The 23,663-nt window shown below is 35.6% G+C and carries 19 protein-coding genes and 1 other annotated feature; of the genes, 18 read left to right on the forward strand and 1 reads right to left on the reverse strand.

What is annotated here, in order from left to right:
- Positions 1–2 precede the first annotated feature (2 nt).
- The gene (gene ytvI / locus B2C77_RS08865; protein WP_176087301.1) at positions 3–1,109 is read right to left on the reverse strand and encodes a sporulation integral membrane protein YtvI; all 1,107 of its coding nucleotides are present in this window, start codon (positions 1,107–1,109) and stop codon (positions 3–5) included.
- 592 nt (positions 1,110–1,701) lie between these two features.
- On the opposite strand from ytvI, the gene citZ reads away from it, so the two are divergent.
- From citZ to B2C77_RS08955, 18 genes are all read left to right on the forward strand, one after another.
- Complete coding sequence (gene citZ, locus B2C77_RS08870) at positions 1,702–2,820, forward strand: citrate synthase (RefSeq protein ID WP_077703295.1); 1,119 nt, start codon at positions 1,702–1,704, stop codon at positions 2,818–2,820.
- Between the two features lie 152 nt (positions 2,821–2,972).
- Entirely contained in the window at positions 2,973–4,244 is a 1,272-nt protein-coding gene (gene icd / locus B2C77_RS08875) for an NADP-dependent isocitrate dehydrogenase (protein WP_077703296.1), read from the forward strand.
- Positions 4,245–4,375: 131 nt separating this feature from the next.
- Complete coding sequence (gene mdh, locus B2C77_RS08880) at positions 4,376–5,314, forward strand: malate dehydrogenase (protein ID WP_073010117.1); 939 nt, start codon at positions 4,376–4,378, stop codon at positions 5,312–5,314.
- A gap of 333 nt (positions 5,315–5,647) precedes the next feature.
- Positions 5,648–6,133: a MaoC/PaaZ C-terminal domain-containing protein gene (locus tag B2C77_RS08885; protein WP_237342724.1), complete on the forward strand. Its 486-nt coding sequence runs from the start codon at positions 5,648–5,650 to the stop codon at positions 6,131–6,133.
- Positions 6,134–6,325: 192 nt separating this feature from the next.
- Positions 6,326–7,018, forward strand: coding sequence for a response regulator transcription factor (locus B2C77_RS08890; RefSeq protein WP_077703298.1), 693 nt, complete (start codon positions 6,326–6,328; stop codon positions 7,016–7,018).
- Positions 7,018–8,403, forward strand: coding sequence for a two-component system histidine kinase PnpS (gene pnpS / locus B2C77_RS08895; protein ID WP_077703299.1), 1,386 nt, complete (start codon positions 7,018–7,020; stop codon positions 8,401–8,403). The genes B2C77_RS08890 and pnpS overlap by 1 nt, the downstream gene beginning before the upstream one ends.
- Positions 8,404–8,658: 255 nt before the next feature.
- Complete coding sequence (gene polA / locus B2C77_RS08900; protein ID WP_077703300.1) at positions 8,659–11,301, forward strand: DNA polymerase I; 2,643 nt, start codon at positions 8,659–8,661, stop codon at positions 11,299–11,301.
- Between the two features lie 12 nt (positions 11,302–11,313).
- Positions 11,314–12,147: a DNA-formamidopyrimidine glycosylase gene (gene mutM / locus B2C77_RS08905; protein WP_077703301.1), complete on the forward strand. Its 834-nt coding sequence runs from the start codon at positions 11,314–11,316 to the stop codon at positions 12,145–12,147.
- 4 nt (positions 12,148–12,151) lie between these two features.
- The gene (gene coaE, locus B2C77_RS08910) at positions 12,152–12,757 is read left to right on the forward strand and encodes a dephospho-CoA kinase (protein WP_077703302.1); all 606 of its coding nucleotides are present in this window, start codon (positions 12,152–12,154) and stop codon (positions 12,755–12,757) included.
- 486 nt (positions 12,758–13,243) lie between these two features.
- A complete protein-coding gene (locus tag B2C77_RS08915; RefSeq protein WP_077703303.1) occupies positions 13,244–14,275 on the forward strand; it encodes a glyceraldehyde-3-phosphate dehydrogenase in 1,032 nt (343 codons plus the stop codon).
- 337 nt (positions 14,276–14,612) lie between these two features.
- A complete protein-coding gene (gene speD / locus B2C77_RS08920) occupies positions 14,613–14,984 on the forward strand; it encodes an adenosylmethionine decarboxylase (RefSeq protein WP_077703304.1) in 372 nt (123 codons plus the stop codon).
- A gap of 404 nt (positions 14,985–15,388) precedes the next feature.
- Entirely contained in the window at positions 15,389–15,781 is a 393-nt protein-coding gene (locus B2C77_RS08925) for a cytosolic protein (RefSeq protein ID WP_077703305.1), read from the forward strand.
- Positions 15,782–15,808: 27 nt separating this feature from the next.
- Positions 15,809–16,291 (forward strand): transcriptional regulator NrdR, encoded by a 483-nt coding sequence (nrdR, locus tag B2C77_RS08930; RefSeq protein ID WP_077703306.1) that lies wholly within the window; start codon positions 15,809–15,811, stop codon positions 16,289–16,291.
- Entirely contained in the window at positions 16,292–17,632 is a 1,341-nt protein-coding gene (locus B2C77_RS08935; protein WP_303046178.1) for a replication initiation and membrane attachment family protein, read from the forward strand.
- A 23-nt stretch (positions 17,633–17,655) separates the two neighbouring features.
- Complete coding sequence (dnaI, locus tag B2C77_RS08940) at positions 17,656–18,582, forward strand: primosomal protein DnaI (RefSeq protein WP_077703307.1); 927 nt, start codon at positions 17,656–17,658, stop codon at positions 18,580–18,582.
- 667 nt (positions 18,583–19,249) lie between these two features.
- Positions 19,250–20,104: a putative sporulation protein YtxC gene (gene ytxC, locus B2C77_RS08945; RefSeq protein ID WP_237342864.1), complete on the forward strand. Its 855-nt coding sequence runs from the start codon at positions 19,250–19,252 to the stop codon at positions 20,102–20,104.
- Between the two features lie 322 nt (positions 20,105–20,426).
- On the forward strand, positions 20,427–22,373 hold the full coding sequence (thrS, locus tag B2C77_RS08950; RefSeq protein ID WP_077703309.1) for a threonine--tRNA ligase: 1,947 nt from the start codon (positions 20,427–20,429) through the stop codon (positions 22,371–22,373).
- Between the two features lie 278 nt (positions 22,374–22,651).
- The gene (locus B2C77_RS08955; RefSeq protein ID WP_077703310.1) at positions 22,652–23,407 is read left to right on the forward strand and encodes an aminoglycoside phosphotransferase family protein; all 756 of its coding nucleotides are present in this window, start codon (positions 22,652–22,654) and stop codon (positions 23,405–23,407) included.
- A gap of 103 nt (positions 23,408–23,510) precedes the next feature.
- Positions 23,511–23,635: a sequence feature (ribosomal protein L20 leader region), on the forward strand.
- Positions 23,636–23,663: the final 28 nt, after the last annotated feature.

Consider the following 23,663-nt stretch of genomic DNA (forward strand, 5'->3'; position numbering starts at 1 on the left):
CACTAACCTTTAATAAATTTCCATACATCTTGAAATATACCTGCTTGATAAAAAGCTTGTATGGAAATAAGTATAAGGGGAGCAATAATAAATCCAATGATTCCCCAAATTTGTAGCCCGATAAACAGTATAATAAGCGCTACTAGTGGGTGTGTCCCCATACTAGAAGATAAAATTTTTGGTTCAATTATTTGTCTAACAATGACAATAGAACCGTATAGAATCGCTAATTGAATCGTTAAAGCATGATCACCAACTATAAATAAATAAATCATCCACGGAAAGAAAATAATGCCAGATCCGACATACGGAATAAGGTCAACGAAAGCAACATATAGCGAAATGGTAAACGCATGATTAACATGTAAGAGTTTTAAACCTATATATACTAAAACAGCAGAAATGATTACTAAAATAAGCTGAGCCTTTACATATGCGATGACAGTTTTCTTAAATTGCATTTGTACACTATTTATTTTAGTTTGCAGTGAATGAGGGATTATTTTTTGACTGAACAAGGAAATTTGTTGGTAATCATTTGCTATTAGAAAAGCTGCTAATAAGATAAAAACCGTTACAGTAAAGGAACTTGGAAGCGCAGTAAATAAAGAAGGAATTTGCAATAAAATGAATTGGAGCGATTCCGAAAGTTTCGCACTAATATGTTCTGTAATATGTTTGACGGAATTGTTTATCGCTTCTTGTTGGGAAGTGTCCAATGCTTGTAAGTACGTCGTCATTTTCTCATATAGTGGCATGATTTTTTGATCCAAAATACTTGTTACATAATTGCTAAACGTTTGCACATAGTCTGGGAGGTGTGTTGCTAAAAAAGTAGTGCCTTGCATAAATTCAGAAAATAGAATAAATACGATGCTACTTAGAAAAGCAAACGTAAATAACATGGTTCCACTTACTGCCATCATCCGAGGAAGTTTCCATTTTTCCTCAAAAAAATTAGCAACTGGGTTTATTGCCATCGCTAAAATACTAGCTATAAGTAATGGATATAAATAGGAGAAACCTACAGTTAGTAACAGATAGCCTAAAATAGTAAGTGTTATTACAATTATAAAACGCAATAATTGGTATAATCTTGGCTTGTACATCTTTAAAACCTCAATCCCTTTTCTTATAAATTCCTTTCTGTTAGTTAAACAGAGAAGTACTCCTCGCTTGAACAATCTAACATGTAGTATGAAAATAAACCCTTTTAAAATAGGAGAAAACTTGGCTATCGCCAAGTCTTTATAGGAATGGAACGCCGTCGGTTTACTTATATGATAAAGCATAAAAATTTGATGCTTTCCTATAAAAATTAAAGCGTCGTTTAAGTATAAAGACAACTTCCCCCACTCATTAAAACTTACTTGATATTTATGCAAGTCCAAATAAAATTAGAATAAAATTTTTGAGTCTTTTATTTTCTTAGTTTTTTAGTTTATAGTCTTATTTTAGTGGGTAAATACTACTGTCTTTTTTGCTGTAACTTAGCCTTTCTTATCACCAAAGTTGAAGCTAAGGAAACTCTTTTTTGCAAAATATGCAAGCTTCTAGTAAAATTTAATAGTAAGTTTAATCGGTTTCAATTCACATTAGATTCATAATACTTTATAATTATCATTGGGGGATATTATTTAGTTCTTAGATTGTATGTCGAAAGATAGTACACTGAATAATTTACAAAGGAGAGGGTTTGTTATGACAACAACAACGAAGGGGCTTGAGGGAGTTGTAGCAACTCAATCGTCAATTAGTTCTATAATAGATGATCAGCTTACATATGTAGGCTATAAGATTGATGATTTAGCTAAAAATTCCAGTTTTGAAGAAGTGATTTTTTTACTATGGAATCAAAGACTTCCGAAACAAGATGAGCTAGACGAATTAAAAAAAGAGCTTGCTTCAAATATGGTAGTACCAGAAGCAATTATTAAACATCTACATTCTTATGATTTGTCAACTGTACATCCAATGACTGCTCTACGCACCGCCGTTTCTATGTTAGGTTTGTACGATGAAGAAGCAGAAGTAATGGAAGCGCAAGCAAACAAGCGAAAAGCTATTCGTATTCAAGCAAAAATAGCCTCTATCGTAACCGCTTTTGCACGAATCCGTAAAGGAAAGGACCCTGTTCAGCCTAAGCTAAGTTATAATTATGCTGAAAATCTACTATTCATGTTAAATGGTAAAGAGCCGAAAGAAATTGAAGTAGAAGCTATGAACAAAGCACTTGTTCTTCACGCAGACCATGAACTTAATGCTTCCACCTTTACAGCAAGAGTATGTGTTGCAACACTGTCTGATATTTATTCAGGTGTTACAGCTGCAATTGGTGCATTAAAAGGTCCGCTACATGGTGGAGCCAATGAGGGCGTTATGAAGATGCTTACAGAAATTGGAGAAGAAGAAAATGCGATCCCTTACATTCAAGAAAAGTTAGACAATAAAGAGAAAATCATGGGAATGGGTCATCGTGTCTATAAAGGTGGAGACCCAAGGGCGAAGTTTTTAAAAGAAATGTCGAAACAATTAACAGAATTAATTGGCGAACCTAAATGGTATAAAATGTCAGTTAAAATTGAAGATTATATAAAAGATCACAAAGGTTTGCCGGCAAATGTCGACTTTTATTCTGCTTCTGTATATCACAGCCTAGGAATTGATCATGATTTATTCACACCGATTTTTGCAGTAAGTAGAACATCGGGATGGCTAGCTCATATTCTTGAGCAATACGCTAATAATCGTTTAATCCGTCCACGTGCAGAATATACAGGGCCTATCTCACCAGAATATAGTACAATTGATAAACGATAGTATGTAGCTAATTGTAGATTAACCGATTATTTTCTACTATAGCAACGAAGAGAAAATGATCCTTATAAATAAGGGCAGTGTGCAAAAGATGTTCATTGGGACTTATTTTTGCTAAACTATATACAGAATGAATTTAGGAGGTAATCATTGTTATGACAAAGGGAGAAAAAATTGTTGTAGAAAATGGAAAAATGGATGTACCAAACCATCCGATTATACCATTTATTGAAGGTGATGGAACAGGACCAGATATTTGGTCAGCTGCGCGTGAAGTAATCGAAGCTGCTGTGGAGAAAGCGTATAATGGGGAGAAAGCAATTGATTGGCTGGAAGTATACGCTGGAAAAAAAGCTTACGATAAAACAGGCGAATGGCTACCTCAAGATACATTAGATAAAATTAACCAATATAAAATTGCTATTAAAGGGCCGTTAACGACCCCTGTTGGCGGCGGGTTCCGCTCATTAAACGTGGCACTTCGTCAAGAACTTGATTTATTTACGTGCTTACGTCCGGTACGATATTTCGACGGTGTTCCATCTCCAGTTAAACGCCCTGAAGATGTGGACATGGTCATTTTCCGTGAGAACACAGAAGATATTTATGCAGGAATTGAATGGCAAAAAGGTTCAGAAGAAGTAGATAAAGTTATTAATTTTTTACAAGAAGAAATGAACGTTTCCAATATTCGTTTCCCTGAAACTTCTGGAATTGGTGTTAAACCAGTATCTGAAGAGGGAACGAAACGTTTGGTGCGTGCTAGTATCCAATATGCACTCAATGAAGGACGCAAAAGTGTTACTTTAGTACATAAAGGTAACATCATGAAGTTCACAGAAGGCGCTTTTAAAAATTGGGGATATGAAGTAGCAGAACAAGAATTTGCTGATCAAGTATTCACTTGGGCAGAATACGATCGCATTGTTGAAAAAGAAGGTAAGGATGCTGCTAACAAAGCGCAAGACGAAGCAGTTGCTGCAGGGAAAATTATTGTTAAAGATGCGATTGCAGATATTTTCTTACAACAAATTCTCACGCGTCCAAAAGAGTTTGATGTAGTAGCAACAATGAATTTAAATGGAGATTATATTTCTGATGCTCTTGCTGCACAAGTAGGAGGAATTGGCATAGCTCCAGGGGCAAACATTAACTATGATACAGGGCATGCTATTTTCGAAGCGACACATGGGACAGCTCCTAAATATGCAGGCATGGATAAAGTAAATCCTTCATCTGTTATTCTGTCTGCTGTTTTAATGCTTGAACATCTGGAGTGGAGAGAGGCAGCTAACTTGATTACGAAAGCGATGGATAAAACAATCGCTTCTAAGGTCGTTACGTATGATTTTGCACGTTTAATGGACGGTGCTAAAGAAGTGAAATGTTCCGAGTTTGGAAAAGAATTAATTAAAAACATGGACTAATAACGGATTTGCTGCACAATAGACGTAAAACTTACGTCTATTGTGTGATGAATGCACACATAGATATTGTTAAGTTTTTGCCGAACTAATCGACTAACTTTATACCAAATAGAACAAAGGGGTTTTTTATAATGGCAATAAAGAGAAGTAAAATTTCTGTAATCGGTTCCGGATTCACTGGTGCGACGACTGCATTAATGCTTGCGCAAAAAGAATTAGGTGATGTTGTGCTTGTTGATATACCTAATATGGAAGATCCAACCAAAGGTAAAGCTTTAGATATGCTAGAGGCTAGTCCTGTTCAGGGTTTTGATGCGTCTATTATTGGTACCTCGAATTATGAAGATACAAAAGACTCGGACTTGGTAATTATTACAGCGGGGATTGCTCGTAAGCCAGGAATGAGTCGTGACGACTTAGTAAATACAAATGCTAAGATTATGAAGTCTGTAACACAAGAAATTATGAAATACTCTCCGGAAACGTATATCGTCGTATTAACAAATCCAGTTGATGCTATGACATACACAGTATTTAAAGAATCTGGTTTGCCAAAAGAGCGGGTGATTGGGCAGTCAGGTGTACTAGATACAGCTCGTTTTCGAACTTTTGTTGCCCAAGAATTAAATGTTTCTGTTAAAGATGTAACAGGATTTGTACTAGGCGGACATGGGGATGATATGGTGCCTTTAATTCGCTACTCGTATGCGGGAGGAATTCCACTCGAAACATTAATATCTAAAGAACGTTTAGATGCTATTGTAGAAAGAACAAGAAAAGGCGGTGGAGAAATAGTAGGGTTACTTGGTAATGGAAGTGCTTACTATGCTCCTGCTGCTTCTCTTACAGTAATGGCCGAAGCAATTTTAAAGGATCAGCGTCGAGTTCTACCTGCTATTGCTTACCTTGAAGGAGAATATGGCTATTCAAACATTTATCTTGGAGTGCCAACTGTATTAGGTGGAAATGGTATAGAAAAGGTCATCGAGCTTGAATTAACGGAAGAGGAGAAAGCTGCACTTGATAAATCGGCAGATTCTGTTAAAAAAGTGTTAGATGTCTTAAATTAAAGGCTTATAGCATAACGAAAAACACATGAAACAAATTGTCGTTTCATGTGTTTTTTGTACCATAGGAAAGCAAACACTTTTTATGATTTATCCCGAACATAAGGTGCTGTAAGACTCCCACTTCAAGATTTGGAGATGTGAAATTGATCAAGTCTAAGTTGGAGATAACAGTACTTAAATCGCTACGTTGCTAAATGGGCGCTTGTACCCTTTTTCTACTATCCCTGAATTTCGTGAAGTACTACAAAAGCAATAGTTTAGTAGATGACCTCGTATGGATTGGCAAATGACTGAATTTTTGCTATAATAGAAAGCGTTTACATGGATAGGGGGATGAAAGGATTGATTGGAAAAAGACGACCGTTAGGCAAATCCTTATATGATATCAAAATTGGTGATACGTGCAGCCGAACGACTCGAATGAATGATCGAGATTTATTGTTGTACTTAGGATTAACGGATGATGCAAACCCGTTATATTTACAACATGACTATGCTTCATTAACACCTTATAAACAACCAATCGTGCCATCTGTCATGCTTTATGGCATGGTATCTTCTTTAGTATCTATGGAATTGCCAGGGCCAGGAAGCCATATTATTCATCACGAAATGGTTTTCCCTAGAGCAGTCTATCATAATTCCGAAGTAGATATTTCTCTAGAAGTAATTGCCATTGATGAGAGCAATCAGTGTCTAGCTATGAATGTACTTGCAAAGGATGAGGAAGGAGAAGTCGTTTTAAACGGTAAGTTGTATGTGACACCAGCTCATAAACCAAATACGTTAACTGCGCAATCTTTAGAAAACTTCTTTTAAAACTACTCTAAAACTTGTTCATAACTTATCCCTTATTAGCATAAAATGTATTATCGTTCAATAAACATTCCTTTTCATACATTGATACTGTGTAAAAATAAATTTACAAATTCTTATCGTATTCACATTCTTAACAATTCAGTGTAAGATGTAGATGGAACCTATTAAAGTATGTAGAAACGGGGACTGGATATGAACGAGAAAATTTTAATTGTAGATGACGAGAAATCTATTGTAACATTGCTTAACTTTAATATCGAAAAAGCGGGCTTTGTGACAGATGTTGCTTATGATGGTTATGAAGCAGTACAAAAAGCACAAAGCAACAGTTATGATTTGATTGTTTTAGATCTTATGCTCCCTGAGATGGATGGCATGGATGTTTGTAGGTATTTAAGAAATAACCAAATAAACACACCAATTCTTATGCTTACTGCTAAAGATGAGGAATTTGATAAAGTGCTTGGATTGGAATTAGGTGCAGATGATTATTTAACGAAGCCTTTTAGCCCAAAAGAAGTGGTAGCTAGAATTAAAGCTATTTTACGGAGAGCAAAGAGAGTAGAAAAATCTAATTTTTCATTTATACAAGTTGGTGATTTAACGGTGTTCCCTGAAAGATATGAAGCAGAAATGGCAGGGAAAGTGATTACCTTTACGAGAAAAGAATTTGAACTGTTATATTATCTAGCAAAGAATAAAGGAAAGGTTATTTCACGTGACCAACTTCTTAGCGGTGTATGGGATTATGATTTTGTTGGTGATACCCGTATTGTGGATGTTCACGTTTCTCATTTACGGGATAAAATAGAACCAGATTCTAAAAAACCTGTTTATATTAAAACGGTACGAGGTCTTGGTTATAAATTGGAGGACCCTAGTTAATGCGATTTTTGTTTGAAAAACCTATATTCGGTTACACAGTAGGTGTTTTTTTAGTTGTTTTAGTAACCGGTATTTTGTTAAGTGTTTTAATTGGAGATTATCTAGTATTAGCTGCAGTACTAGTAATTCAATTTATCGTTTTATTGTTATTTATCATACATTTATATGAAACAGTCTTAAAGCCTATTAAAAAAGCAACGAAGACAGTGGATGAGATTGTAAAAGGTAATTATCGAGCTAGATTTCATCATCCAAGTACAGACAGTATTGGGCAGTTAAGTACGAAGATTAATGCTTTAGCGCGAAATTTAAATGAATTAACTATTCAAGAGCAAATGCAGGCAGAACAATTATCTACGATTATAGAAAATACACAAAGTGGACTTGTTTTAATTGATGCAAAAGGGTATATCCACTTCGTTAACCGTAAATTTCTTGTTATGTTTGGGCAAACAACGAATGATTTTCAAGGCCATCTTTATTATGATGTTCTGCACAATGAAGTTATTCATGAAACGGTTCAAAAAACTTTCTTGTACGAGCGAAATATTAAAGAGGAGTTTACGCATTATAAAGGCTTGGATAAATACTATATTGAGATAGTTGGCGCCCCTATTTTTGATGAACGTAATTTATTAAAAGGGGCGGTGCTCGTTCTTTATGATATAACGGAGTTAAAAAAGCTGGAATTAATGCGAAAAGACTTTGTTGCGAATGTTTCGCATGAGTTAAAAACTCCAATTACGTCTATTAAGGGATTTGCTGAAACATTATTAGATAATCCGATGAAAGATTTGGAGAAAAACAAAGAATTCTTAGAAATAATTTATAATGAGAGTCACCGGATACAATTATTAATTCAGGATTTGTTGATTCTTTCTCGACTAGAAAAAGAAAATCACCAACTAGTTCTTTCCACCTTTTCTATGCGTGAATTGGTAGATGAAGTAATTCCAGTCATTCATCAAAAGTTTGCTGATAAAGGATTGACATTTGATAAATCTATTCAGCAAAGTTTACAACTTACAGCGGATAAAGAAAAAGTGAAGCAAATTATTATTAATCTTATCGATAACGCTATAAACTATACACCAGAGCATGGACATATTTATTTACGGATTATGAATCAAGGCAGTAACGTGCTTATTGAAGTGGAGGATACAGGGATAGGTATTGAGAAGGAAGCTCTGCCTCGTATATTCGAACGTTTTTACAGAGTGGATAAAGCTAGAAGTCGTAATACCGGAGGAACAGGACTCGGCTTAGCGATTGTCAAACATATTGTAGAAGTACATGATGGTACGATTGATATAGAAAGTGAAATTAATAAAGGGACAAAGATAGTGGTTAGTCTCCCAATGAATAAGGACGGTAAGATACAATAACGAATAAAAGGGATAGGAGCTGAAACCTAAGGGTCTCCTATCCCTTTTTTCTTGAATGATAGAAAATTAGGGGTAAGTAGTAGAGAAGACGAGCTACAGCTAAGTTTTAATAAAACAGTGAGCTTGGCTTATTTTATTAATATACATTTAGAATATTGTAGTATAAACAAATAAGACGTGACGCATACGGCGTTTCACTTTATAGGGATAGAATGATAAAATATGCTTAATGATGAAATAATCGGAGGCGAAACTATGAGCAATAAATTGGTATTAATTGATGGTAACAGTATTATTTACCGTGCATTCTTCGCGTTGCCGCTTTTAAATAATGATAAAGGCGTATATACAAATGCTGTATATGGCTTTACAACCATGCTATTAAGAATGATAGAGGAAGAAAAGCCTACACATATGTTGGTTGCATTTGATGCCGGTAAAACAACTTTTAGACATGATACATATAAGGAATATAAAGGAGGAAGACAAAAAACACCTCCAGAACTATCGGAACAATTCCCTTTATTAAAAGAAGTATTAGATGCATTTTCTATCCCACATTATGAACTGGATAATTATGAGGCAGATGATATAATCGGTACACTATCCAAGCAAGTAGAAGAAAATGGATGGGAAGTAACCGTTATATCTGGTGATAAAGACTTGCTTCAATTAGTTTCTGATCACGTGACTGTAAGTTTGACTAAAAAAGGAATTAGCGATGTTGAGCGTTATACACCTGCTTTTTTAAAGGAAAAAATGGAAATTACGCAAGAACAAATTATTGATTTGAAAGCATTGATGGGAGATAATTCAGATAATATCCCAGGTGTCCCTGGGGTGGGGGAGAAAACGGCAGTCAAATTACTAAAACAATTTCATACATTAGAAAATGTGTATGACCATTTGGAAGATGTTAGTGGGAAAAAGCTGAAAGAGAAGCTAGCAACTCATAAAAAAGAAGCCTTTATGAGTAAAGAACTTGTAACCATTAACCGATCTTCACCAATTACAATTAAACCTGACGATGTTATCTATAGCGGATATGCGCAAGATAAAGTCAGAGCGATTTTTACCGAACTCGGCTTTCAATCGTTATTAACTCGTATGCAAGGGTCTGACGAAGATAAGCCAATGGAAACAGCGGAACAACATCCTCCAATTGAATTTTCCATATTAGATGAAGTAAACCATGATTTGTTTACTGGAGAAGAAGCACTTATTGTTGAAATGTTAGAAGAAAATTATCATCAAGCATCCATTCAAGGCTTTTCCATCGTTAATGAGGAAGCGGCTTACTTTTTACCAAAAGATATAGCCATGCAATCCGAACAATTTCAATCATGGTTACGGGATTCTTCTATGAAAAAATATGTATTTGATGCCAAAAAAACATTTGTTTCTTTATCACGAGTTAATATGCACATTGAAGGTATCGCGTTTGATATGCTCTTAGCTTCTTATTTAATTAACCCATCGGAAAACAATCATGATATACCAGCTATTAGCCACAGATTAGGAAGAACGGATGTATATCTAGATGACGAGGTGTATGGGAAGGGAGCAAAGCGGAAGCTCCCAGAACAGTCGATTTTTAGAGAACATGTGGTAAGGAAAGCAAGCATGCTGTACGAGCTGAAACCACAGATGGAAAAGCAACTTAAAGAAAATGAACAGTACGAATTGTTTAAGGAGTTAGAAATGCCATTGGCGCTTATCCTTGGAGAGATGGAGCATACGGGCGTGCTTGTTGATACAAAACGTTTAGAAGAAATGCGCACCGACTTGAAAAATCGTTTAGCAGAATTAGAGAAAGAGGTTCATGAATTGGCTGGTGAGGAGTTTAATTTAAACTCTCCAAAACAGCTGGGTCCAATTCTGTTTGAAAAACTAGGTCTCCCAGTTATTAAGAAGACTAAAACGGGTTATTCCACTGCTGCTGATGTGTTAGAACAACTTCAGGATGAGCATGAAATCATTCCGAAGCTGTTATTATATCGCCAATTGGGTAAATTGCAGTCCACTTATATTGAAGGGTTATTAAAAGTAGTAGATGAAAAAACAAATAAAATTCACACTCGTTTTAATCAAGCACTAACGCAAACAGGTCGTTTAAGCTCCATCGAACCAAACTTACAAAATATCCCTATACGTTTGGAAGAAGGTAGGAAAATACGTCAAGCCTTTATTCCTGCTCAAAAGGATTGGGTTATGTTTGCTGCTGATTACTCTCAAATTGAGTTGAGAGTATTAGCACATATTGCACGCGATGAAAAATTAATGACGGCATTTAAACAAGAAAAAGATATTCATACGCAGACAGCGATGGATGTCTTTCATGTGAATAAAGAAGAAGTTTCCGCAAATATGCGTAGACAAGCAAAAGCAGTTAACTTCGGTATTGTATACGGCATTAGTGATTACGGATTATCGCAGAACCTAGGTATTACTCGAAAAGAAGCGAAACAGTTTATTGATCGATATTTTGAGAGTTACCCAGGGGTAAAAACATACATGGAAGAGATCGTTCAAGAAGCAAAACATAAGGGGTACGTAAGCACGATTATGAATCGTAGAAGATATTTGCCGGATATTACCAGTCGTAACTTTAATCAAAGAAGTTTTGCTGAACGAACTGCTATGAATACGCCAATTCAAGGAAGTGCAGCGGACATTATTAAAAAAGCGATGATTGATTTGCATGGTAAGCTAGAGGAACAACAGTTGCAAGCACGAATTTTATTACAAGTACACGATGAGTTAATTTTAGAAGCACCGCAGTCTGAAGTAGAGACATTAAAAGAAATAGTGCCAGCTATTATGGAACATACAGTGGATTTAAATGTACCTTTAAAGGTTGATTATGCTTATGGAGATAGTTGGTTTGATGCTAAGTAAGGAGTTAAGGAGATGCCGGAATTACCAGAAGTAGAAACCATTCGCAACACGTTAAAACGATTTGTAATCAACAGAACGATTGATCAAATAGATATTTATTGGCCAAAAATAATTAAGCAACCTGATGATATAAAGCAATTTCAGTCAGAGATTATAGGGCAAAAAATTTTAGACATTCATCGAAAAGGGAAATTTTTATTGTTTGAATTAAACGATTATGTTCTCGTTTCACATCTTCGAATGGAAGGGAAATATAGCGTTCATCAAGAAGGAGAACCGGTAAAGAAACATACGCATATTATCTTTCGATTTTCTACCGGAGAAGAATTACGTTATAATGACGTCCGAAAATTTGGCACGATGCATTTGTTTCATCGGGGAGAGGTAATGAATCAAAAGCCGTTATGTTTGTTAGGTCCTGACCCATTCGATGATGCATTTACGGCAGAATACTTTATTGAGAAGCTGAAAAAAACAAAGCGCGTTATTAAATCCGCTTTATTAGATCAAACGATTGTAGCTGGATTAGGAAACATCTATGTGGATGAAACATTGTTCAAGGCACGTATTCATCCTTTAGTACCAGCAAACAAATTAACGCAGAAAGAAATAAAAGAAGTTCGCAAGCAAGCCATTGCTACTTTAGAAGAGGCTGTATTGCAGGGCGGTACAACGATACGCTCTTATGTCAATAGCCAAGGTGAAATGGGGATGTTTCAACAAAAACTTTATGTATATGGTCAAGAAAATAAAGCTTGTAAAACATGTGGTAATACCATTGCCAAATTAAAAGTTGGTGGACGTGGGACACATATTTGTACAAGCTGTCAGCCAATAAAGAGGTGATATAATGAGTGTAATTATTGGTCTAACTGGTAGCATTGCAACGGGAAAAAGTACTATTTCTTTAATGTTTGATGATTTTCGTATTCCTGTAATTGATGCGGATAAACTTGCTAGGGAAGTTGTAAAACCCGGGGAGAGAGCGTATGAAGAAATTATTCGACATTTTGGCCTGGAAATCTTGAGAAAGGATAAAACATTAAACCGAGAGTTGCTAGGTGAAATTATATTTGCAGATGAACAGAAGCGAGAGCAATTAAATCATATTGTTCATCCTGCTGTAAGAGAAAAAATGGTTGAAAAAAGAGACGCTTATCTTCAATCAGGATATACATGTGTTGTGCTTGATATTCCTTTATTGTTTGAGAATAATTTGACTTCGCTCGTTGATAAAACAATTGTTGTTTATGTTGATGAAGCTACGCAATTACAGCGTTTAATGGAGAGGGACGACTATTCTGAAGCGGAAGCGAAGCAGCGAATAAAAGCGCAAATGTCTATAACAGAAAAAGTCAAAAAAGCTGACGGCGTTATTGATAATACTGGATCAAAGCTTGAATCTTTTGAGCAACTGGAAAAGTTGCTATTAGCATGGAATATACTCCCTGGTTAAATCAAAAAAACATTCGCATCCATTCTTGGTGCGAATGTTTTTTATAAGAAAGCATAGAACTACGGGTTTCTCGCATAAGCAAAAAGAAAGCCCTAAGCAAATTTTTTCTAAAAAGATATTAAATTATAAAGTGAGGTGTTTGTAGATAAGGAATCATCCAACAGCTAGGCGATGTCAGGAAGTAGCCCTAGGATAAGTCGCCATCGTTCCGGCCACTTACTGTGATGCCTTTATCTTCGTTGATTTGTTCCATTCGCCACGTTGCTAAACAGACGACCGACGCTTCGTTCTTATAAAAATTATGATATGAAAAACCTTCTATAAGCCATTAAAACGAACTGAGTATGTCAAAATACTATAGTTCGAAATCATAAGAAAACTGAAATATATTCGAAATCGAATTTTATAGTCACATATTTCTTTAAATGTGTTATACTAATTAATAAATAAATTAAAAAAGTATAACTCATAATAGGAGGAAGTCGTATGAGAAAAACGAGAATTGCAATAAATGGATTTGGCCGTATTGGGCGAATGGTTTTTCGACAAGCGATAAAAGATAAAAATTTAAATGTGGTAGCGATTAATGCTAGTTATCCAGCTGAAACGTTAGCACATTTAATTAAATATGACAGCGTACATGGAATTTTAGACGAGGAAGTGAAATCGCTTCACAAAGGAATTATGGTAGGAGAAAGCCATGTTGAATTAGTTAATTCTCGAGTTCCAGAACAATTACCTTGGGAGGAACTAGCAATTGATGTCGTAATTGAAGCTACTGGAAAATTCAAAACGAAAGAAAGCGCTGGTGGGCATCTTCGTGCAGGAGCTAAAAAAGTAGTCATTACTGCACCAGGTAAAGAAGTAGATCAAACGATAGTAATGGGAGTTAACGAAGATGCTTATGATCCACAAAAGCATGATGTTGTTTCCAATGCTTCCTGTACTACAAACTGTCTTGCACCTGTTGTAAAAATTATTGATGATTATTTCGGTATTGAAAATGGGTTAATGACGACTGTACATGCTTTTACAAATGACCAAAAAAACATTGATAATCCACATAAAGACTTAAGAAGAGCTAGAGGTTGCACCCAATCTATTATCCCAACTTCTACTGGTGCAGCTAAAGCTTTGGGAGAAGTGCTCCCTCATTTAAATGGCAAACTTCATGGCATGGCTTTACGTGTACCAACACCTAACGTTTCATTAGTAGATCTTGTAGTGGATGTAAAAAAAGAAGTTACAGCTAGACAAGTTAATGAAGTATTTAAAAAAGCTGCCGATGCTGACTATAGCGGCATTATTCAGTATAGTGATGAGCCACTAGTGTCTATTGATTATACAACTACTGAATATTCCGCTATTATAGATGGTCTGTCAACGATAGTCATGGAGGGGCGCAAAATCAAAGTATTAGCATGGTATGATAATGAATGGGGCTACTCTAAGCGTGTATTGGATTTAACGAAACTTGTAGGTCATTATCTTGTTGAAAAGCATATGCAAATGAGCTAATTAACATCAAATGAACAAGTAGCAAAACTTTTTACGTTTGACACTTCTACAATATTATAATGTTCTTATCCCAAGTCGGTCTTGTAGGTAAAAATGATGGCGCTGACAATCAGTGGGGATAGTGAATGGCCCTACTGATTGAAGATTCACTTTATGGAAAATAAATTACATTTCAAGAACGGGCCTATGCAAAGTTCACTTTGAACGGAATGAAAATATTGCAATCCATATAGAAAACGTTTATACTTTTCGTTGTATTCAAATGAAACAATCATGCTATAATTATAGTTATGAGCTTTTCAGTTAAATGAAGAACACTATAAGGATGAAGTAGTGAATGGATACAAAGGGAAGGCATATCATTGTTGAACTTTGGAAATGCAATAAAGATGTATTAAATAACATAATAGAAATGGAACGGTTTTTCGTTGAAGCTGCTTTAAAGGCTGGAGCAGAAATAAGAGAAGTTACGTTTCATAAGTTTGCACCAATTGGAATAAGTGGTGTCATTATTATTTCTGAATCTCATCTTACAGTACATAGTTTCCCAGAACATGGCTATGCCAGTGTTGATGTATATACATGTGGATACAATATTGATCCTTACATAGCGGTAGAATGTATATCACAACACTTGCAGGCAGGCAAAGTAGAAAAAATGGAAATTACAAGAGGAATGGGAACATTAAGTTTCAGCACAAAAAAATAAGTAATTAATATCCTTTTTCTATAGTTATTGTGTAAGTAGAAGAAAACAGAGCGTGAGGTACTTAACGTGCTGAATCAGAGTTTATATGGGGTTAGTGTTAAGCCAAGTTTTCTAAGCTGAGGGAAACAGATATTATGCGAAAATTGTAACATAATGAAAAAAGTGGGTTGATAGACATAACATAGTCTATCAACCCATTCTTGTCTATGTTTATAGTTTATTAGAAGAATTAGTTCTGAAGTAATTTACTAGTATGCTTTATGTACGTAAGGTCTGTTATGTCAAAGGCTTTTGTTATGTATGCGCTATTTGCTTTTGTTGTGATATAGAGGTTTTATGAAAAACATGTTAAAATGAAACTACTATACAATAGAATATCTATGTTATGAAGGTGGCTTTTTAAAATGGGTTTTCGGAATACCATTTCCAAATATTTTAGTAATCATGCTGAAACACAAGATAATCATTGGAATGCCAGTTTACAAACACATTATTATAAAACAACGAAAGAAAAAGCAATGCAAGCACTTGAAAATTTATTTGAACAGTCTTCAAAATATGACATTCATGCTATATCTAAAGAGCATGGAGAATTAAGTATACAAGTTAAAAAAGGGAAAAAAGCATTTATTATTGCAACAGTAATTATGGTACGACCGTATCAAACCGCTATTGATTTTTCTGTTACAACAGAATCTCAACTACCAATAGATTTTGGTTATAGTACAAAAGTCATTCAACAATTATATAGAGAAATAAATAAAGCATTACCTTTCATCACGAAACAAGACAGGTAACGGTTGAAATGAGGAGTGGGCAGAACGATGAGATGTTCAAATTGCCAAAATAAAAGCACAAAAGTACTCGATTCCAGACCAATAGAAGAAGGACAAGCAATTCGGCGAAGAAGAGAGTGTGAACGTTGTGGCTTCCGGTTTACAACATTCGAACGGATTGAAGATGTACCGTTGATCGTAGTGAAAAAAGACGGCGCGAGGCAAGAATTTAGTCGGGATAAGTTAGTTCGTGGCTTAATTAAAGCTTGTGAAAAACGCCCTGTACCGTTAGAAACCATTGAAGAGATTGCTTTAAATGTAGAAAAAGAATTACGAAATGAAGGTATTTCAGAAGTTCATAGTAAAGATGTAGGGGAACAAATTATGGACCGCCTTTCTGAGGTCGATGAAGTTGCATATGTACGTTTTGCTTCAGTATATAGACAGTTTAAGGATATAAATGTTTTCCTAGACGAGCTAAAGGATATTATGAATAATAATAAAGAATATAACACGGATGGAAAGGGTTAGATGGGGATGAACAGGATAGGCAAAATTTTACCCATTGAAGGATACTGGGTGGAATTTCAAGGAAATCTGCCAACGGATTATGCAAAATCATTAACTCATTTATACCAACCTTTAATTGGAATGGCTGCTATTATCCTGTATCAAACATTACTCCATGAACGAGAATTACAAGCTGATAAGCAAATTCCTCAGACGCATCACACTTTAATGAATTACTTAAATCTTCCTTTAGACGGGATTTACGTTGCCAGACGCAAATTAGAAGGCATTGGTTTACTTAAAACTTATGAGTTGAATAGCAATGATAATCGAGTGTTTACGTATGTGTTAAAGCCTGCTTTTTCGCCTGGGCAATTTTTTAAAGATCCAATGCTTTCTCAGCTTTTATACCATCATATTGGTAGAGAAAAATATGCCCATTTAGAGCAACATTATGCTGTAAACAAACAGTCAGTAGATGGTAATAATATAACTGCTTCCTTCCAAGATGTATTTCAAACGATTATTCCTGATTCCTTGCCAAAGGAGGAGCAGAAGCAAATACAGCAAGGCGTGAATTTAGATAATGTAGATTTTACTTCTGTTGAACATAGCTTGAAGCAACGTATGATTCCAACTAAAAAGGTACTTACAGCTTACAATCGTAAAGTAATAACCCAGATGATGTTACTATATGAGTTGGAAACATATGAAATAGAAAAAGCAATTTTGTGGGCTTTAACGGAAGAAAATAGATTGCATATAAATGAATTCAAAGCAGCTTGCTTTGATTTATTTCAGTCGAAAAATCAGGAAAAGTCTGTCCGTCTCGTAGAAAAAGCGACTAAAGAAGTGCATAAGGGAGAAGAACCAGTAGGAAGTACGAAAGAAGAACAGCTCATTTATCATTTGGAGCATATTTCGCCTAAACAATTGTTGGAAGATTTGTCAAGTGGCCATCATGCTTCTGAACAAGACCTACGATTAATCGGCGACATTATGACATCACAAGGATTGCCAGCACCTGTTATGAATGTTTTAATACATTATGTACTTTTGCAAACAAATATGAAGTTATCTAAAAATTATTTATCTAAGATTGCTAGTCATTGGTCTAGGGCTAATTTAAAAACTGCGAAAGAAGCAATGGCTTTTGCGAAAAAAGAAGTAACTAATTATAAAAATTCAAAAAAGCCAACTAGAAAAACGCAATCGAAAGAAGTCGTTCCCGATTGGTTTAAACAACAAAAAAAGCAACAAAAACAGGAAGTTGCTGCTACGAAGGAAGACAAAGTGGATGAAGTGCAAGAGCAGAAAGAAATTGAAATGCTGTTAAAGCAGTATTCAAGCTATAACAAATAAACGCATTATCAAGGATGATGGATATGAAACCAGTACAATCGACGTTGCAAAAATGGATGAGACAAAACCAAAATTTTCAGGAGCACTATGCTAAAATTCGCCAAGAAATATTAAGTGACCCGGAAATAAAAGCACTTATAGCTGAGCATCCAGAGTTAACTAAGAAAGAAATAGATAAAAACTTAATTAAACTACATGAGTTTAAGACACAGTCTAAACAATGTAGTCACTGTACATGTTTTAATGATTGCATGAATATGATTCGAGGGTACTCCCCCGTGTTAAACGTCGAAGGTGGAGAGATCCATTTGTCCTATGAAAAATGTTATCGGCGAATTGATTATGAAAAGCAGCGAGAACAACAGCAATTAGTTCAAAGCTTATATATGCCTAAACAGATATTGGAAGCTAAAATTGATCATATTGATGCTGATCCAAAACGTAGCCAAGCTGTTCGAGAAATTGTGAAGTTTATAAGTGGTTGTGAACAAGAAATTCCTTCTAAGGGATTGTATTTATACGGTCCTTTCGGTGTAGGAAAAACTTATTTCCTCGGGGCGCTTGCTAATAAATTAAAAGAAATGTATATCTCTTCAGCATTAATTTATATGCCTGAATTTGTAAGAGAAATGAAGGCTTCGATGAAAGATGACTCGTTGAATAAAAAATTGGCGTATTTTAAAAAGACGGATGTTCTTATGCTTGATGATATAGGTGCGGAGATGCAATCCCCGTGGTTTCGCGATGAAATTCTAGGGTCTTTATTGCAGTATCGTATGATGGAAGGGTTACCCGTATTTTTCACTTCCAATTACAGCATGGAAGAACTTGAAACACACTTAGCTTCTACTAGAAATGGTGTGGAAGAAGTGAAAGCAGGTCGTATCATTGAGCGAATGAAACAAGTGAGCCAACCAGTAGCCGTTTTTGCTGAAAACAGGCGAACGTAATAATCCATTGATATTTCTAGTAAACTTGTTTCTTTCTTTTTGGAATAATGGTGATTGATATGGACCGTTCCTCTATCATGGAAATGAATCTCTAACCTAAGAGAGAACATAAATCCAAGTGAAAATTTCACTTGGATTTTCCAATTACACTATAAGAAAGTATAAAAATTTAAAGATTTATAGTATAAGAAAAACTACAGCTCCCACTATAAATAAAGATAAGCCAATTTTTTTCTAATAAGTTAAGAAAGCACAAATTAGGTGCTTGTGTATAAAGAAAAAACCGAATAGCCACGTCCTTCTCCATCGCCCAGCAACTAGGCGACTTCACGAAAACGCCTATGATAAGTCATCATTGGTTCTTAGCTAAGAGGAAGACCGACTAAAAAGGGGCTTGCCACCCTGAGCCTTTGTTCCACTATAAGAAAGTATAAAAGTTTTAAGGGTTATAGTATAAGAAAAACTATGCCATTCGCCATAAGACTTGGCGACGACAAGTCAAGTTTTTCTAATAAGAGGTAGGATTTAAATACCTCTATTATAATAAAAAAGCATTATTAACATTTCTATTTTTATCGATCTTTACTAGTTTTTACTGATTACTCATTATTTTCACCCTTTGTCCATATAATGTAACAGTTTGGTTGGATGAGGGTGATATGTATTGGTGGAATTATTTATCGAGTCAGATAAAGAAGTCATTCGTTTCTGTGAAAAGATGCGCCAGCATAATAAACAGATTAACCTGTATTGGAAAACACATAAAGAATGGGGGAATCATTTACAATTTGATGCAAATATTCCAAATCAAGTACTTATCCCAGCGATTGCGAAATCTTTAACGAATGTATTTATTACACACCGTATGGGAAAATGGATAACGTCGGTTATAGAAGATTATTATTTTTATACAGATACAAATGAAAAGGAAAAGATCTTAGAGTTAACGAATTGGGTAATGACTGGTACGGATAAAGATAGCCTATTTGTAAGAAAAAATGAAAACCCACAGCAGCTACTTGAATCACTCTTCATTGCAAACATAAAAGATACATCGACCATTCACTATGACTCATTAGTGAAATTTCGACTAAAAGTATTTCAGGATAATGTTGTTCATTATGTCGGTCTTGCAATTGATGAGTATAAAAGAGAAGAAGAGCACCAAGAATTCATTAATATGCTAAGAGGTTTCGTCTTAAATCGTAAATCTTCTGTACCTCATATTTATATGGTACAAGGTGAAACATTTTCTTTTTACAATGGCAACGGTAAACCTCTTTCACGGCTAGAATTACGAATGTTGATGCAAAAAGAACCATTGTATTTAGTAGGTTTGGATGATAATGAGTTTAATTTAGCTCCACTTATTGCGATGGCACCTGAGCATATTTATATTTATGGAGATGAGCCGTCAGAACCAAAAACGTTAACAGTGATTAATGTATTTCAGGAAAGAGTGACTTTTGAACCACTTCGCAAGTTTCCATTCTCTCACTATATGCAGAAAGAACAACAATAGGCTTGCTTTTTCTATAATCAAGCGCTATAATACAAATTATATTATTATTAACTTAACAATCGGCGATGAAAAGGACAAGAATCATTTACGAGGTAGGATAGAGAAGGGAATCATTGGCTGGAAGTTCCCGCTTACTAGGAATGGTTTACCACCTTCGAGCCCTGTTGCGATAGCAAAGCAACAGCGTACCATCTACGTTATAGATGAATGAAGCCGTAATGATTTACGGGAATTAGGGTGGAACCACGACGTGACCAACGCTCGTCCCTTTGCAAATAAGCAAAGGGATGGGCGTTTTTTAATTTGACGAGGAGTGATGATAATGGCAGAAGAATTAACTTTTGTATTTCCAGACGGAGCAGAAAAAGCTTTTCAAAAAGGCGTAACTGGCGAAGAGGTTGCCGGTTCCATTTCCTCTGGATTAAAAAAACAGGCATTAGCTATTAAGTTAGATGGTATACCGTTTGATTTAAGACGTAAATTAGACCATGGTGGATCCATAGAAATTATTACGAACAAAGATGATGCGGGTATAGAAATTATGCGTCATTCGACAGCTCATTTAATGGCTCAAGCGATTAAGCGATTGTATAAAGATGTGAACTTTGGTGTCGGTCCAGTAATTGAAGAAGGTTTTTATTATGATATGGACATGGAGCATTCGATTACACCTGAAGATCTGCCGAAAATTGAAAAAGAAATGAAAAAAATAATAGACGAAGCTCTAGAAATAGAACGTTTAGAAGTATCAAGAGAAAATGCTATAGAAATGTTTCAAGACGACCCCTTGAAGCTAGAGCTAATTGATGCCATCCCAGAAGATGAACAAGTTACGATTTATAAACAAGGAGAGTTTTTTGATTTATGTCGCGGAATTCACGTACCTTCTACAAATAAAATTAAGGCTTTTAAGCTGTTAAGTATTTCAGGTGCTTATTGGCGTGGGGATAGTAATAATAAACAATTACAACGCATTTATGGAACGGCGTTTGCAAAACAAAGTCAAGTGGAAGCTTATTTAAAGTTGTTGGAAGAACGTAAAGAACGTGACCATCGGAAACTAGGTAAGGAATTAGATATTTTTACTATCTCGCAAAAGGTAGGACAAGGTCTACCGCTTTGGCTTCCAAAAGGTGCGACAATCCGTAGAATTATTGAACGCTATATTGTTGATTTAGAGGAACGTCTTGGTTATGACCATGTCTATACGCCTGTATTGGGAAGTGTCGAGTTATATAAGACGAGCGGGCATTGGGATCACTATCATGAAGATATGTTCCCAGAGATGAAGATGGACAACGAAGAATTAGTACTAAGACCAATGAATTGCCCACATCATATGATGGTATACAAAAATCAGCTGTACAGCTATCGGAGTCTTCCTGTACGTATTGCTGAGCTTGGAACAATGCATCGTTATGAGATGTCTGGAGCATTAGCTGGGTTACAGCGTGTGAGAGCCATGACTTTAAATGATGCCCATATTTTTGCTCGTCCAGATCAATTAAAAGATGAATTTATTCGTGTTGTTGAGCTTGTGCAAAAAGTATATGAGGATTTTGGTATTAAGGATTATTATTTCCGCTTATCCTATCGTGATCCTGAAGATAAAGAGAAATATGTGGACAACGATGCGATGTGGGAAAAAGCACAAGCAATGCTTAAAGAGACCATGGAAGAACTACAAGTAGATTATGTAGAAGCTGAAGGTGAAGCAGCGTTTTATGGTCCAAAGCTGGATGTACAAGTGAAAACAGCATTAGGAAAAGACGAAACATTATCAACCGTTCAACTTGATTTTCATCTTCCTGAACGATTTGATTTAACATATATTGGTGAAGATGGTCAACATCACCGCCCGGTAGTTATTCATCGCGGTGTCGTTTCTACAATGGAACGTTTCGTTGCATTCCTCATTGAAGAATATAAAGGTGCGTTCCCTGTATGGCTTGCTCCTGTTCAGGTAAAAGTGATTCCAGTGTCTCCAAAGGCGCATTTGAATTATGCGAAACAGGTTGCTGATAAATTAAGGTTAGAAGGAGTAAGGGTTGCAGTAGATGAGCGTGATGAAAAGATTGGTTATAAAATTCGAGAGGCCCAAACGCAAAAAATACCATTTGCGCTTGTTCTAGGTGATAATGAAGTGAACGAACATGCTGTAAATATTCGCCGTTACGGGGAAAAAGAAACAGAAACGGTTTTGCTTGATGCGTTTATCGCTATGATTAAGCAGGAAATTGACAATAAAGTTTTGCACAAAGCTAAATAATAGTAGCTAATTTCGCTTATCGCTGGTATTTTATGGCGAAAGCTCTCGTTCATTATCTCATAATATAAACCTTTATATTGTATGCATTCCATAGCATAAAACAGCTTTTCCTTGTTCAAGGTGAGGCTGTTTTTGGTTTCTTTATACTATAGAAAAACTTAGCTTGTTACCAAGCCTTATGGCGAAAGCTTTTGTTTTTCTTATACTTTTCCTATAGTGCAAAAAAGGATTTATGTGGCAAATAGAGAAATATATAATAGAAAAAGGGAGGGAGCTTATTGGAGTTTGGAAGCCCAATTGCAAGAGGAAATACCGCTGATATTTATATATGCAACGATATCATTGTGAAGCTATTTCATGAAAAATCCGCTCCTAATGAGGCGTTACGAGAAGCAAAAAAACAAGCTTTTGTTTATTCATGTGGTATCAATGTCCCGAAAGTTTGGGGAGTAAGAAAAATGGATAATCGGCAAGCGATTATAATGGAATATATCCAAGGGAAAACGTTAGGGCAAATGTATCAAGAGGAAATCCGTTCCTTAGATGACATTCTTACCTTATCTGTGGCTGTGCAGCAGCAAATACATTATAAAAAGACAGTTCATTCGAGCGGCATGGAGCGGATGAAACAAAAGCTAGAGCGTCAAATTGCTGCTGTTGATCAGTTGGAAAGATCGGAAAAAGTACACCTTATGCAGTTGTTAGACGTGTTATCTGAGGACGCTAGCTTATGCCATGGAGATTACCATTTTTTTAACCTAATTGCATCTAATAATCGTGTGACAATTATTGATTGGGTAGATGCTAGTATCGGTAATATTGGCGCCGATGTATATCGAACGTATTTGTTGTACTCTCAATTCTCGTTAGAAATAGCGGAAAAATATCTTTTTTATTACTGCAAGATGAGTGAATTAAAACGAAAAGAGATATTTCAGTGGGCTCCAATCATCGCAGCTGCAAGACTATCAGAAGGTGTAACTACAGAAAACGAACAGCGACTTATGGAAATAATTCACGATGGTAAGAAATGAGAAAGGGTAACGAAAAGCAATATGGTTTGGTGCTTTTTATAAAATCTCTTTGACATGATACGATACATATGCTATTATAATGTAGTTGATAATTAAATGATCTGAAGACAAGAAGAAGCACCCGCTTCTCACCTGCTCGACGCCTGATGGCAGTTGACTGGTTCTACCGATTCATATAGACGATTGGAGAAGTGTGGGTGCCCGTGTTGCCCACGCTTTTTAGACGTTGGAATAAATATATCGTTTATAAGCTAGC

The sequence above is a fragment of the Virgibacillus dokdonensis genome, assembly GCF_900166595.1.
Lineage (GTDB): Bacteria > Bacillota > Bacilli > Bacillales > Amphibacillaceae > Virgibacillus > Virgibacillus dokdonensis.